The following is a 12,690-nucleotide window of genomic DNA, read 5'->3' on the forward strand; positions in this document are numbered from 1 at the left end:
CTCAGACGCCGAGCGGCTACAGATCGATCCGCCAGGGTGCGTCGAAGACGGACTCTTCGAGGTTCAGGCCGCCCCCTTCCCGATCGACGACGAGGAAGCTCTGCGCGCTGCCGATCGGGGCCAGCACACCGTGCCACGTGCCGGCGCGGTAATTCACGCCCTGCCCCGGCGCCGTCACGAAGGCGAGCGGTTCGCCGGGGCGCCCGTCCCGGTCGGGACAAACGGTGACGAGGAAGGAGGCATCGGACAGCGGAATGAAGGCCTGCGAGCCGAGCGGATGCCGCTCGACGAACGCGAGGCGAAACGGTGCCGGGGCGGGCTTCGAATCGACGAGGCTGAGCACGACCTCCGCCCCCTCGCCGAGGGCCTGCGCCGTGGCGAGGGCGTGGTAGCGCAAGGCCCTGTCGCCGTTCATCGGCCGTGGCACGAGCCCGTTCCGGTCGATCACCGCGCCGAACTCGGCGAAGGCCTCGCGGGTGAGCGGGCGGGCGGTGATGACGCGATCCGGCATGTCAGCGTCCCGCCAGCCGGAGCCGGGGATGCCGGTTCACGTCCTTGTAGAGCAGGTAGCGGAACGGCTCCGGTCCGCCCGCGTAGCAGGCCTGGGGACAGAAGGCCCGCAGCCACAGAAAGTCGCCCGCCTCCACCTCCACCCAGTCCCGGTTCAGCCGGTAGACGCCCTTGCCCTGAAGCACGAACAGACCGTGCTCCATCACATGCGTCTCCTCGAAGGGGATGACGGCGCCGGGCCGCAGCGTGACGACGTTGACGTGCATGTCGTGGCGCAGATCGCCCGGGTCTACGAAGCGCGTGGTCGCCCAGGCGCCGTCCGTGCCCGGCATCGCCACGGGCGCGACGGCGTCGTCCGAGGTGAAAACCGGCTCGGGCAACGCGAGGCCTTCGACGGGCTCGTAGGCCTTCCGGATCCAGTGGTAGCGCGCGGTCACGGCGCCGTCGTTGCGCAGCCTCCAATCCGCGCCCGGCGGGAGATAGGCGTAGCCGCCCACTCCGAGCGGGTGCGGTGTGCCGCCGAGCAGTACCGTCAGCCCGCCCTCGATGACGAACAAGACGCTCTCGCCCCCCGCATCGGGCTCCGGCCGGTCGCTGCCGCCGCCCGGCGCCGTCTCCATCAGGCACTGGCAGAACGTCTCGGAAAATCCCGTCATCGGCCGGGCCAACACCCAGGCGCGGGTCTTCTCCCAGAATGGAAAGGCGCTCGTGACGATGTCCCGCATCACCCCTCGCGGGATCAGGGCGTAGGCTTCCGTAAAGACCGCTCTTCCCGCATGCAGGGTGGCTTGATCGGGCAGGCCGCCAGCCGCGGCGTGGTAGCGCTGGATCGTCATGGAAGCCCCCGCGGCGGGAAGGCGGGATCAGCTCCCGCCGAGCTTGCGGCAGAGCGCGTCGCGCTCCTCGGCGCTGGCGTAGCGGATGCGGATCTCCCCTTCCCCGCTCGCCTTGCTCTTTACCGCCACGGTGTGACCGAGGGCGCGGCCCAGCAGTTCTTCCAGGGAACGCAGGGCGGCGTCGGAGCCGGCAGAGCGCCGCGGCCGGCCGGGGCGGGGCGTTTCGTCCTGCGGCACCTCCGCGGCGGCCAGGGCCTCGACCTCGCGGACGGACAGGCCCTCGGCCACGATGCGGCGCGCGATCGCCTCGGGATCGCGCACGGAGAGCAGGGCGCGGGCATGGCCGGCGGTGATCTCGCTCGCGGTGACGCGATCCTGGATCGCGGGCGGGAGTTGGAGCAGGCGCAGGGTGTTGGCGAGATGGCTGCGGCTCTTGCCGAGCAAGTCGGCAAGCTCGGCCTGCGTGTACTGGAACTCGCCCATCAACCTTTCGTAACCGGCGGCTTCCTCGATCGCATTGAGGTCGGCGCGCTGCACGTTTTCGAGGATCGCGTATTCGAGCGAGGTGCGGTCGTCGATCTCGACCACGACCACCGGCACCTCGTTGAGACCGGCCCGCTGGGCGGCCCGCCAGCGCCGCTCGCCGGCCACGATCTCGAAGGTGCCGGGAACGCCGGAGAGCGCACGCACCACGATCGGCTGGATGATGCCGCGCTGGCGGATGGAGGTCGCCAGTTCGTCGAGCTCCGGCTCCGAGAAGCGGCGACGCGGGTTGCGCGGGTTGGGGCGCAGAAACTCCACCGCCACCTTGCGCTGCGGTTGCCCCGAGGCGCGGGCCGCGTCCCCGCCGGCATCGTCGGAAAAGTCGCCGATCAGCGCCGCAAGGCCGCGCCCGAGCCGCGGCCGAGCCGCATCATCCGCCATCGCCACGAGAGGACTCCGTTACGCTTCAGGTTTCAGGCCGCGGCGGCGGGCGGCGGCGCCCGGCCCTCGCGCTGGATGACTTCGGAGGCGAGGCGCAGATAAGCCTGCGAGCCCGCGCATTTCAGGTCGTAGAGCAGCACCGGCTTGCCGTGCGAGGGTGCCTCCGAGACCCGCACGTTGCGCGGGATCATGGTCTCGTAGACCTTGTCGCCCATGAAGCCGCGCACGTCCGCCACGACCTGGGTCGAGAGATTGTTGCGCGGGTCGTACATGGTCAGCACGACGCCCTGGATCTGAAGCTTTGGGTTCAGTGCGCCCCGCACCTGCTCGACGGTGCGCAGCAACTGGCTCAGGCCTTCCAGCGCGAAGAACTCGCATTGCAGCGGCACCATCACCGCGTCGGCGGCGGCGAGCGCGTTGATGGTGAGCAGGTTGAGCGAGGGCGGGCAGTCGATCAGCACGTAGCTGATGGGCTCCGCGCCCTCCGGGGTCGTGAGGTCCCGCAGGATATTGCGCAGGCGGTGGGCCCGGTCGGACGCGCTAGCCAGTTCGAGTTCGAGGCCGAGCAGGTCCATGGTCGAGGGCGCGACCGACAAGCGCGGCACCGCCGTCGGCGTGATCGCCTCGGAGAGTGGGGCTTCGCCCGCCATCACATGGTAGGTCGAGACCTTGCGGCAACGACGGTCGATGCCGAGCCCGGTCGAGGCGTTTCCCTGCGGGTCGAGGTCGATCACCAGCACCTGCTCGCCGATGGCGGCGAGCGCCGTGCCCAGATTGATCGCGGTGGTGGTCTTGCCGACGCCGCCCTTCTGGTTGGCGAGCGCGAGCACGCGAAGCGGTTTGGCCGGGGCCGGGTCGGCCTTTGTCGAATCGGTCATGGATCCACGCGGGAAAGCGACGTGACGCGCACGATCCGTGCCTGCGAGTCGGTGCGGCTCGGAATCAGGTCGCGGGCGAATGTCCACTCTCTGTCGGCCTCGGTCAATTCCGTGGCTGCATCACGTCCCTTCGGAAACAGCCCGACGGTGCCTTTTGTCAACAGAGGCTCGGCCCAGACCAGGAGCTGGTTGAGCGGTGCCAGCGCCCGGGCGCAGACGACCTCCGCTTCGGTGAAGCCGGCGATCACCGCCTCGATCCGGGCGTTGTGAACGGTGACGGGCGCCGAGGTCAGACGGGCCGTCTCCGTCAGGAAGGCGCATTTGCGGGCGTTGCTCTCCACCAGTTCCATGCGGAAGCCGGGGCGGTCTCGGCCGGCAATGGCGAGGATCAGTCCGGGAATGCCGGCGCCGGAGCCGAGATCGACCCAGCGCGTCGCGGCCGGCGCCAGCGCCAGGAGTTGCAGCGCGTCGGCAATGTGCCGGTGCCAGACTTCCGTCAGGGTGGCGGGTCCGACGAGGTTCTTGACCGTCTGCCACCGGGTAAGCTGCGAGACGTAGAGATCGAGCGCGGCAATTGTTTCACGTGAAACATTGTGCTCGCCCAGCACGCGGGCACGTTGGTTAGTGCTCATGCGCGCGACCCATCCCTGCCGGCGCGACCTGCCGCGGTGAATCCTCCCGCATGGTCAGACCGAAACCTGTGCCCGGCCCCGGCGGGCATGAGCCGCCAGCAGCGTGAGCGCGGCGGGCGTGACACCTTCGATCCGGGCCGCCTGACCCAACGTCGTCGGCCGTACACCGTCGAGCTTGGCCCGCATCTCGTTGGAGAGGCCGGCGATCGCTGCGTAGTCGATGGCGGCCGGTAGGCGCACCGCCTCGTCGCGGCGGAAGGCGACGATGTCTGCCTGTTGCCGATCGAGATAAACGGCGTAGATCGCATCCGTCCGCAACCGCTCGGCGATCCGCGGTGACACAGTCGCAAGTTCCGGCCAGGCCGTAGCGAGTTGCTCCCAACCGATCTCGGGATAGGACAGCAGCTGGAAGGCGCTGCGGCGCAGCCCATCGCGATTCAGGGAAAGGCCGTGACGCGCCGCTTCGTTCGGGGTCAGGCTGAGGGCGTCGAGGCGTCCCCTCACCTCGGCGAGCGCCGTTTGCGCGGCGGCGAAATGCGCTGCGCGGACCGAGCCGACGCAGCCCAGGACCGCGCCGCGGGGCGTCAGTCGTTCGTCGGCATTGTCGATGCGGAGGCTGAGCCGGTACTCGGAGCGCGAGGTGAACATGCGGTAGGGCTCACTCACCCCACGCGTGACGAGATCGTCGATCATCACGCCGAGATAGGATTCCGCCCGGTCGAAGATCGCGAGATCCGAGCCGCCCGCGAGCCGCGCGGCGTTGAGGCCCGCGACCAGCCCCTGCCCCGCCGCCTCCTCGTAGCCGGTGGTGCCGTTGATCTGCCCCGCCAGAAACAGGCCCGGCAGGCGCTTGGCCTGGAGCGTGGCGTCGAGTTCGCGCGGGTCGATGTAATCGTACTCGATGGCGTAGCCGGGCCGCACGATGCGCGTGCGCTCCAGCCCTGGAATGGCGGCGATGATCCCGGCCTGAACCGCCTCCGGCAGCGCCGTCGAGATGCCGTTCGGATAGACGATCGGATCGTCGAGACCTTCCGGTTCGAGGAAGATCTGGTGTCCCTCGCGGTCACCGAAGCGAACCACCTTGTCCTCGATCGAGGGGCAGTAGCGGGGACCGCGGCTGCTGATGCCGCCGGAATACATCGGTGACCGGTGGAGGTTCGCCCGGATGAGATCGTGGACGGCCGCCGTCGTGCGGGTGATGCCGCAGGCGATTTGAGGCGTGGTGATGCGCTCCGTCAGTGTCGAGAACGGCACGGGTTCCTCATCCGCGTGCTGCATCTCCAGGGCGGACCAGTCGATCGTGCGACCGTCGAGGCGCGGCGGCGTCCCGGTCTTCAGCCGGCCGAGACGGAAGCCGTAACGGTCGAGCGTATGGGCGAGGCCGATCGCCGGCCCCTCCCCCACGCGGCCGGCGGGGATCTGCGCCTCGCCGATATGGATCAGCCCGCGCAGGAAGGTGCCCGTGGTGATCACCACCGCCGCGGCCGAGACGCGTCGTCCATCCGCGAGCACGACGCCCGCGACGCGGCCCGCCTCGACGATCAGGTCGTCGGCCTCGCCCTCGATGACGGTAAGCCCGTCCGTTTCGGCGACGGCCCGCTGCATGGCGCTGGCATAGAGTGCCCGGTCGGCCTGGGTGCGGGGACCGCGCACGGCCGGTCCCTTGCGACGGTTGAGCAGGCGGAACTGGATGCCGGCGGCATCTGCGACGCGGCCCATCAGTCCGTCGAGGGCATCGACCTCACGAACGAGGTGACCCTTGCCGAGTCCGCCGATGGCGGGGTTGCAGGACATCGCGCCGATGGTCGCGGCCCGATGGGTGACGAGCGCCGTCAGGGCACCGGTCCGCGCGGCTGCCGCAGCCGCTTCGACGCCGGCATGGCCGCCGCCGACGACGATGACGTCGTAGCAGGAAGAGATGTCGTGCATGGGCTGTGCTTACGCATGCCCGAAGAGAGAGGTCAACGCACCCGCATGCGCCGGACAAAGGCGCGCGGCACCGAGCCTCGATCATTGCTTCCGTCCCCTCCGTCCAGGGGGCGGGTCAGCGGGAACCGGCCGCTTCGAGCCGATCTCAGGCGGCAGAGCGCTGCGGCTCCGAGGTAAGCATCGCGGAAGCCGGGCGAACCTGGACATCGATCCGAAAGATCGCGGGATTGGAGTCGTCAGCCACTTCGAGCGCCCAGGTGCTCCCAAGAGGCAGCTGGTGCCCGCTGTCCTTGAGCAGGGATCCGGCCATGCGCACGGCCTCCCTCACAGCGACATCGAGATCGGGAAGTTCGACGCCTTCGTCATCGATCAGACCGAGATTGTCATGCACGTTGAAGTAATACCTTGGCATATTCGCCCCTGCAGATAGAACGCATCGGAATCAAATCATGCCGCAGAGGCTTTATTTGCGAAAGCTACCCATTTGGGAATTCATGAGCAGTTTTTGCTCATAATGTTGGTTCCGCCGCAGAGTGCCGGCCGTTTCTGCGCACACGCAAGATCCAGGCGAGATGCAACAGCCATCGAAACACAATCCGATCATGTAATGTCATATTGCGTACAATAGAGCCGAGTTCGACGAAAGCTCGAACACTCGACAGCGCGTGCGGCAATCGGTTAGCCGATGTCGGGTGCCATTCCCGGCCTAGGTTGCGGGTTTGATATCGCGTCTCCATGCTCCGCCTCGCAGCCCCGGCATCCGCTTTTCGATGAACACGGCCGATCTTCGATTCTCTTCAGCCGACTTTCTCCAGCTTCTCGAGAGCGTAGGGCTGACGGGGACCTGGGGCTGGCAATTTGCCGAGCGGGAGCATGTCTGGTCGCCGGGCCTCTTCCGCCTGCTCGGTCTGGCGCCCGGCGCCCTGCCCCCGAGCTACGAACGGCTAATCCGGTTCGTCCATCCCGAAGACCGGGACCTTCTCGAGCGTGCCGAGGACATCCCGACGTACGGCGTCATGAGCGACCACACCGTCCGCGTGATCCGCGCTGACGGAGCATCGCGCGTCCTGAGCCTTCGGGGCCGCGTCTACCACACGCCCGAAGGCCGCCCCTACGCCGCGGCGGGCGTCGTGCTGGACGTGAGCGATCGGGAACAGATGGCAGCGGCCCTGCTATTGGAGCGTCGTCGCCAATGGACCTTGTTCGAGACGCTTCAATCCTGGTCGAACGCGGCGCTCTATTCCGGCGGCCGACGCGTGGCCTCACCCGAGATCCTGAGCCTCACCGGCATCACGCAGGACACCTTCCAGGCCGATTGCGACAGCATCGTCGCAAGGGACGACCGTGTGCGGATGCGGACCGAAATTCAGGCGTTGATCGCGGCTGGCAAATCGTTCGAGGTGTCGAAACGGCTTATCTTGTCGGATGGCGAGCAGGGCCACTTCCGGTTCCTCTACGCGCCCGTGCGCGACACCGCGGGTCGGCTCGAAACATGGGGCACGCATGCCGCCCGCATCGGCGGCCCGGCGGCACCGGTCGTCGATCAGGTCCGCAAAGGACTGGAGGACGGCATCGAGGCGCATCATTTGCGCGCGGCGCGGGCGCTGCTCGGGTGGTCGATGCAGGATCTCGCCCGGGCCGGCGGCCTGTCCTTTGCCACCGTCCGGCGCCTCGAAGAATCCGTTGGCGGGCGACGCGCCCACAGCCACCGGATGGCGGTCGCAGCGTTGCAGCGGGCCGGAATCGGCTTTCGAATCATCGACGGCAACCATATCGCCGTGTTCAAGACCTGACCCATTCTCTCGACGGATGATCCGCCGAGGCTGACGTCACTTGCCGATGCAGAAGCCGGAAAAGAGGCGATCCAGCATCGCTTCGACGCCGACATGGCCGCCGACCTCGCCGAGCGCGCGGACGGCAAGACGCAGATCTTCGGCGGTGAGCTCAGGCGGGTGGCCGGATCGTGCCCCCGCCACACGGTCCAGATGGGTCGCGGCCCGGGTCAGGGCCTCGCGATGGCGCTCGCGGGTGATGAGGGCGTCTCCCTGCCCGAACGAGGCCTCCGCCGCCTGCCGGATCGCGTCGAGCAGGCCGTCGAGCCCGGCACCCGTCAGAGCGGAGACCGACAGCTCGGCCTTGGCCGGGGGCGCATCCGCAAGATCCGCCTTGGTACGGACGAGAAGCGTCGGGCGGTCGGCCGGCGCATCGGCACCGGCTTCGCCCACCGGAACCAGCCTCAGCACGAGATCGGCACTCTCGGCACGGCGGCGCGTACGCCGGACGCCCTCCGCCTCGACCGCGTCCTCCGTCTCGCGCAGACCCGCCGTATCGACGAGCAGCACGGGCAGACCGCCGAGATCGCAGCGCACCTCGATCGCGTCGCGGGTGGTGCCGGGAATGTCGGAGACGATCGCCGCCTCCCGCCCGCTCAGCGCGTTGAGGAGGGTGGACTTGCCGGCATTGGGTGTGCCGACCAGCACGACGCAAAACCCCTCGCGCAGGCGCTCGCCGCGCCGTCCGTCGGCGAGGGCATTCTGGATCGCATCGCGCAAAGTGGCAGCCTGGCCCCCGAGCGCGGCATCCAGATCCGCGTCGTCCACGTCGCCCTCGTCGGCGAAATCGAGTGCCGCCTCCGCGGCGGCCAGGAGATCGATGCCGGTCTCGCGCCAGGTCGCCACCTGACGGCCGAGCGCTCCGTCGAGTTGGCGCAGCGCCTGGACGCGCTGCGCCTCGGTCTCGGCGTCGATGAGGTCGGCGATGCCCTCGGCCTCGGTCAGGTCGATGCGGCCGTTCAGGAAGGCCCGGCGGCTGAAAGCCCCCGCCTCTGCCGGTCGGCATCCCGGCAACCGTCCGAGCGCCCGCAGCACTGCGGACCGCACCGCCGTGCCGCCGTGGAGGTGCAGTTCAGCCATGTCCTCGCCGGTCGCCGTGCGCGGCCCCGGCAGCCAGACGATTACGGCCTGATCGAGGATCTCCCCCGAGGCCGGATCACGCAGGCGCCGCAGGGAGTGCCGACGCGGCGGCGGCCGCCCGCCCGCGAGGGCATCGAGTGCTTGCCCGGCCGCCGGTCCGCTGATCCGCACTACCGCCAACGCGGCGCGGCCGAAACCGCTCGCTGGCGCGAAGACGGTGTCGTCGCGCGCGGGCAGGGCCTCGCTCACAGAACGAGGTTCACGATCCGCCCGGGGACCACGATGACCTTGCGCGGGGCGCGTCCTTCCAGAGCCCGCTGGACGGCTTCCAGCGCGAGCGTCGCCGCCTCCACCGCCTTCGCGTCGGCGTCCCGCGGAACGGTGACGTCCGCCCGCTTCTTGCCGTTGATCTGGACGGGAAGGGTGATCTCGTCCTCCACCAGCAGGGCCCGATCCGCCTCGGGCCAGGATGCCTGGGAGACGAGCCCCTCCCCGCCCAGGACCTTCCAGCACTCCTCCGCTAGGTGCGGCATCATCGGCGCGATGAGCTGGACGAGGATGCGGGCCGCCTCGCTCGCAGCCGCCTGCGAGACCCCCGCCCGCAAGCCCTCGTCGAGGGCATTTGCCAGAGTGTAGATGTGGGCGACGCAGCGGTTGAATCGCAGGCGCTCGACATCTTCGCCGACGGCGGCCAGTGCTTTGTGGGCAGCCTTGCGAAGGGCGGCATCCCCAGGAGACGCCGCGCCGCGCGCCGCGGCGGCGCTGTGAACGAGGCGCCAGACGCGTTGCACGAAGCGGGAGGCGCCCTGCACGCCCTCCTCGGTCCAGATCACGTCGCGCTCAGGGGGAGAGTCGGAGAGCATGAACCAGCGGGCGGTGTCGGCACCGTAGCTGGCGATGATGTCGTCGGGATCGACGACGTTCTTCTTCGACTTCGACATCTTCTCGGTTGGGCCGACGGAAATCGGCTCGCCGGTTTTCACGTGAAACGCGCGACGCTCCCCACCTTCGTTCTCGAATCGGATCTCGGCCGGTGGCACCCAGGCACCGGCCGAGTCCTTGTAGGTTTCGTGGACGACCATGCCCTGCGTGAACAGACCGGCGAACGGCTCGGATACGCCGGCCCATCCGGTCGCGCGCATCGCCCGCATGAAGAAGCGCGAGTAGAGCAAGTGCAGGATCGCATGCTCGACGCCGCCGATATACTGATCGACGGCGAGCCAGTGATCGACCGTCTTGCGATCGGTCGGCGCATCCGCGAGCCAGGGCGCCGTGAAGCGGGCATAGTACCAGGACGAGTCCACGAAGGTGTCCATCGTGTCGGTCTCGCGCCGGGCCTGCTCGCCGCAGCGGGGGCAGGGCACTTGCCGCCACGCCCGATCCCGCTCCAGCGGGTTGCCGGGCTGATCGAACGAGACCTCGTCGGGCAGCTTCACCGGCAAATCCGCGACGGGCACCGGTACCGGGCCGCAGGTCTCGCAGTGGATGATCGGGATCGGGCAGCCCCAGTAGCGCTGGCGCGAGACGCCCCAGTCGCGCAGCCGGAACTGCACTTTTCGGCGGGCGACGGGGGCGCCGTCCAGCGTCTCGCCTTCCAGCCGATCGGCGACGGCCTTGAACGCTTCGTCGGTGCCCATGCCGTCGAGAAAGCGAGAATGGATCATCCGGCCATCGCCGTCATAGGCGGTGTCGGTGATGACGAACGTCTCCGGGTCCTGCCCTTCCGGGCAGACGACCGGCGTGTTGCCGAGGCCGTACTTGTTGGCGAAGTCGAGGTCGCGCTGGTCGTGGGCCGGGCAGCCGAACACCGCGCCGGTGCCGTACTCCATGAGAACGAAGTTTGCGACGAAGACCGGCAATTCCCCGGCGGGATCGAGCGGGTGGCGCACGGTAAGCCCGGTGTCGTGCCCGAGCTTCTCCGCCGTATCGATCGCCTCCTGCGCCGTGCCGATGCGGCGGCATTCCTCGGCGAAGCTCTGCAATTCCTCGGCTCTCGGGCCGGACTCGGCCAGCGCCTTCGCCAACGGATGATCGACGGAGATGGCGAGGAACTTCGCACCGAACAGCGTGTCGGGGCGGGTAGTATAGACCGTCAGTTCCTGCGTGCCGGCGAACGGAGCAGCAAGGGCGAAGCGCACTTCGAGGCCCTCGGAGCGGCCGATCCAGTTGCGCTGCATCAGCCGGACCTTTTCCGGCCAGCGCTCCAGCCCGTCGAGGGCGTCGTGCAGATCTTGGGCGAAATCGGTGATCTTGAAGAACCACTGGGTCAGCTCGCGCTGCTCCACGAGTGCACCCGAGCGCCAGCCGCGGCCGTCGATGACCTGCTCGTTGGCGAGCACCGTGTGATCGACCGGATCCCAGTTCACCTTGGCCGTGCGGCGGGTGACGAGGCCCTTGTCGAGGAAGTCGAGGAACATGCGCTGCTGGTGCTTGTAATAGTCGGGGTCGCAGGTCGCGATCTCCCGGCTCCAGTCCAACGACAGGCCCATGCTCTGGAGCTGGCCGCGCATGGTGGCGATGTTGGCGTAGGTCCAGTCCCGCGGGTTGACCTTGCGCTCCATGGCCGCGTTCTCGGCCGGCAGGCCGAAGGCGTCCCAGCCCATCGGATGGAGGACGTTGTGGCCCTTGGCGCGCTTGTAGCGCGCCACCACGTCGCCCATGGCGTAGTTGCGCACGTGGCCGATATGGATGCGTCCCGACGGGTAGGGGAACATCTCCAACACGTAGTATTTCGGGCGCGAGTCGTCGTTCTTCGTTTCGAAGAGCCTGGCCTCGTTCCAGGCCTGCTGCCAGCGCGGCTCGGCATCCTTGGCGTTGTAGCGCTCGGGTGCCGTGAGGGAGGGCTGTGCGGAGTCGGTCATCGCGGGCGCCGGGGTCAGCGAAGGAAGGGGCTGGGGCCGCGCGAGGTGTCGCGGGCAGGCATGCCCGGCACCTAGCATATCCGAAGGCGCGCGGGTCAACGATCGGCGCGGCTCAGGTCTGCTGATAGACCGCCACGACCCGGTCGAAGCGGCGTTCGCCGAGATCGGACCCGCGAATCAGGAAGTAGACCGTGCCCTCCGCACTCTCCTGCTGATGATCGCCGACATCGATCTGGAGCAGCAGGCGCCATGTCGGCATCGCGGCTTCGATCCCGGCCCGGTGCACCTCGATCGCTTCCCGGTCGAGGTATTGCACACCGAAGCGGCTGGCGACCTCTGCCTCGAAGCGCGGGTCGCTCTGCTCGGGCAGGGGCGAGCCGAGAAGCTGGTTGCGCCGCCCCGCATTGGCAGCGCCGTAATAGGTATCGAAGGTCCGCGAGAACAGTTCTTGGTACGCGTCCCGGAAGCTCGCTTCGCCCTCCCCTTTTGCGGCCAGCGCCGCTTTCAGGGCCGGCTTCGCCTCGGCCTCGAGGCTCTCGACGGCCGGCGGGCGCAGCGTGAGGTGCAGGCTCATCGGCCGGGACGGGCCGTCATAGGGCGTGCCGGAATCGGGCTCGGGGGCTGGCAGTTTGAACTGTCGGTTGATCTTCGCGATCTCGGCCCGGTGCGCCTCCGCCGCGGCCGCGAGGTCAGGGGGAAAGGTCTGCGCCGAGAGACCCTCGCGCGGGCTGTCATCCCAAAGGACGCGAACGGATTCGGTGCCGTTGTCCCACGGGCCGGCAAGGAGGTCGTAGAAGAACAGGAGCCGCCCCTGCTCCGGCAGAGCGGCGGCGGGGCCACCCTGCCCTCGCGCCTCCGTGAGATCGACCTGGGCGAAGAAAGCGTAGGGCAGTTCTTTCCGGAAATGCTGCCGCATCTCCTCACCCGCCTCCGCGTTCCCGCGCCGGGCGATCGCCTCGATGTCGGCCGGCTTGGCCCGCCGCGGCCATGCCACCCCCGGCGGGAGGTCGGGCGTGCCGCCGATCCGCGTACCGCCGAGGCGTGCCTCACCCTTCGGCGACGGCCGGAACACCAAGGTCGGCACAAGCGCCGCGACGACGATCTCCGCCTGCGGACGGGTGAAGTGCTGCGCGAGCTGGGCGTAGGCGTCGGCCGGCGAATCGAACATCGGGCGCGGCGTCTCCGTTTATTAGAGGGAGAGGCCAACC

The 12,690-nt window shown here is 68.8% G+C and carries 11 protein-coding genes; 1 reads left to right on the forward strand and 10 read right to left on the reverse strand.

Translation table 11 applies throughout. The annotated features are described in order from the left end of the window. Positions 1-16 precede the first annotated feature (16 nt). The 7 genes from BY998_RS03995 to BY998_RS04025 all read right to left on the reverse strand — a co-directional run bounded on the left by BY998_RS03995 (position 17) and on the right by BY998_RS04025 (position 6,100). Entirely contained in the window at positions 17-511 is a 495-nt protein-coding gene (locus BY998_RS03995; RefSeq protein ID WP_110350339.1) for an ureidoglycolate lyase, read from the reverse strand. Between the two features lies 1 nt (position 512). After that, positions 513-1,346 carry a bifunctional allantoicase/(S)-ureidoglycine aminohydrolase gene (locus BY998_RS04000; RefSeq protein WP_110350340.1) on the reverse strand — a complete coding sequence of 278 codons (834 nt, stop codon included), beginning with the start codon at positions 1,344-1,346 and terminating at the stop codon, positions 513-515. Positions 1,347-1,373: 27 nt separating this feature from the next. Further along, positions 1,374-2,270, reverse strand: coding sequence for a ParB/RepB/Spo0J family partition protein (locus tag BY998_RS04005; RefSeq protein ID WP_110350341.1), 897 nt, complete (start codon positions 2,268-2,270; stop codon positions 1,374-1,376). 32 nt (positions 2,271-2,302) lie between these two features. Continuing rightward, positions 2,303-3,148 carry a ParA family protein gene (locus tag BY998_RS04010; protein WP_110350342.1) on the reverse strand — a complete coding sequence of 282 codons (846 nt, stop codon included), beginning with the start codon at positions 3,146-3,148 and terminating at the stop codon, positions 2,303-2,305. After that, positions 3,145-3,780, reverse strand: a complete 636-nt coding sequence (gene rsmG, locus BY998_RS04015) for a 16S rRNA (guanine(527)-N(7))-methyltransferase RsmG (RefSeq protein WP_110350343.1) — start codon at positions 3,778-3,780, stop codon at positions 3,145-3,147. The genes BY998_RS04010 and rsmG overlap by 4 nt, the downstream gene beginning before the upstream one ends. Before the next feature lie 54 nt (positions 3,781-3,834). Further along, positions 3,835-5,709, reverse strand: a complete 1,875-nt coding sequence (gene mnmG / locus BY998_RS04020; protein WP_110350344.1) for a tRNA uridine-5-carboxymethylaminomethyl(34) synthesis enzyme MnmG — start codon at positions 5,707-5,709, stop codon at positions 3,835-3,837. A 145-nt stretch (positions 5,710-5,854) separates the two neighbouring features. Next, positions 5,855-6,100 carry a hypothetical protein gene (locus BY998_RS04025; protein ID WP_245421474.1) on the reverse strand — a complete coding sequence of 82 codons (246 nt, stop codon included), beginning with the start codon at positions 6,098-6,100 and terminating at the stop codon, positions 5,855-5,857. Between the two features lie 379 nt (positions 6,101-6,479). Here BY998_RS04025 and BY998_RS04030 point away from each other — a divergent pair, with 379 nt between their 5' ends. Further along, positions 6,480-7,502, forward strand: a complete 1,023-nt coding sequence (locus BY998_RS04030) for a PAS domain-containing protein (protein WP_110350346.1) — start codon at positions 6,480-6,482, stop codon at positions 7,500-7,502. 36 nt (positions 7,503-7,538) lie between these two features. Here the strand turns inward: BY998_RS04030 and mnmE are convergent, their stop codons facing one another. The 3 genes from mnmE to BY998_RS04045 all read right to left on the reverse strand — a co-directional run bounded on the left by mnmE (position 7,539) and on the right by BY998_RS04045 (position 12,650). Further along, a complete protein-coding gene (mnmE, locus tag BY998_RS04035) occupies positions 7,539-8,870 on the reverse strand; it encodes a tRNA uridine-5-carboxymethylaminomethyl(34) synthesis GTPase MnmE (RefSeq protein ID WP_110350347.1) in 1,332 nt (443 codons plus the stop codon). Next, positions 8,867-11,482 (reverse strand): leucine--tRNA ligase, encoded by a 2,616-nt coding sequence (gene leuS, locus BY998_RS04040; RefSeq protein ID WP_110350348.1) that lies wholly within the window; start codon positions 11,480-11,482, stop codon positions 8,867-8,869. The genes mnmE and leuS overlap by 4 nt, the downstream gene beginning before the upstream one ends. 112 nt (positions 11,483-11,594) lie before the next feature. Beyond that, a complete protein-coding gene (locus BY998_RS04045; RefSeq protein WP_110350349.1) occupies positions 11,595-12,650 on the reverse strand; it encodes a DUF1963 domain-containing protein in 1,056 nt (351 codons plus the stop codon). Positions 12,651-12,690 lie beyond the last annotated feature (40 nt).

Source organism: Methylobacterium sp. B4, assembly GCF_003201865.1.
Classification (GTDB): domain Bacteria; phylum Pseudomonadota; class Alphaproteobacteria; order Rhizobiales; family Beijerinckiaceae; genus Methylobacterium.

Bases quoted from the DNA above. Each gene is read 5' to 3' on its own strand.
- BY998_RS03995 (WP_110350339.1), bottom strand. From the start codon at position 511: ATGCCGGATCGCGTCATCACCGCCCGCCCGCTCACCCGCGAGGCCTTC.
- BY998_RS04000 (WP_110350340.1), bottom strand. From the start codon at position 1,346: ATGACGATCCAGCGCTACCACGCCGCGGCTGGCGGCCTGCCCGATCAA.
- BY998_RS04005 (WP_110350341.1), bottom strand. From the start codon at position 2,270: ATGGCGGATGATGCGGCTCGGCCGCGGCTCGGGCGCGGCCTTGCGGCG.
- BY998_RS04010 (WP_110350342.1), bottom strand. From the start codon at position 3,148: ATGACCGATTCGACAAAGGCCGACCCGGCCCCGGCCAAACCGCTTCGC.
- rsmG (WP_110350343.1), bottom strand. From the start codon at position 3,780: ATGAGCACTAACCAACGTGCCCGCGTGCTGGGCGAGCACAATGTTTCA.
- mnmG (WP_110350344.1), bottom strand. From the start codon at position 5,709: ATGCACGACATCTCTTCCTGCTACGACGTCATCGTCGTCGGCGGCGGC.
- BY998_RS04030 (WP_110350346.1), top strand. From the start codon at position 6,480: ATGAACACGGCCGATCTTCGATTCTCTTCAGCCGACTTTCTCCAGCTT.
- leuS (WP_110350348.1), bottom strand. From the start codon at position 11,482: ATGACCGACTCCGCACAGCCCTCCCTCACGGCACCCGAGCGCTACAAC.
- BY998_RS04045 (WP_110350349.1), bottom strand. From the start codon at position 12,650: ATGTTCGATTCGCCGGCCGACGCCTACGCCCAGCTCGCGCAGCACTTC.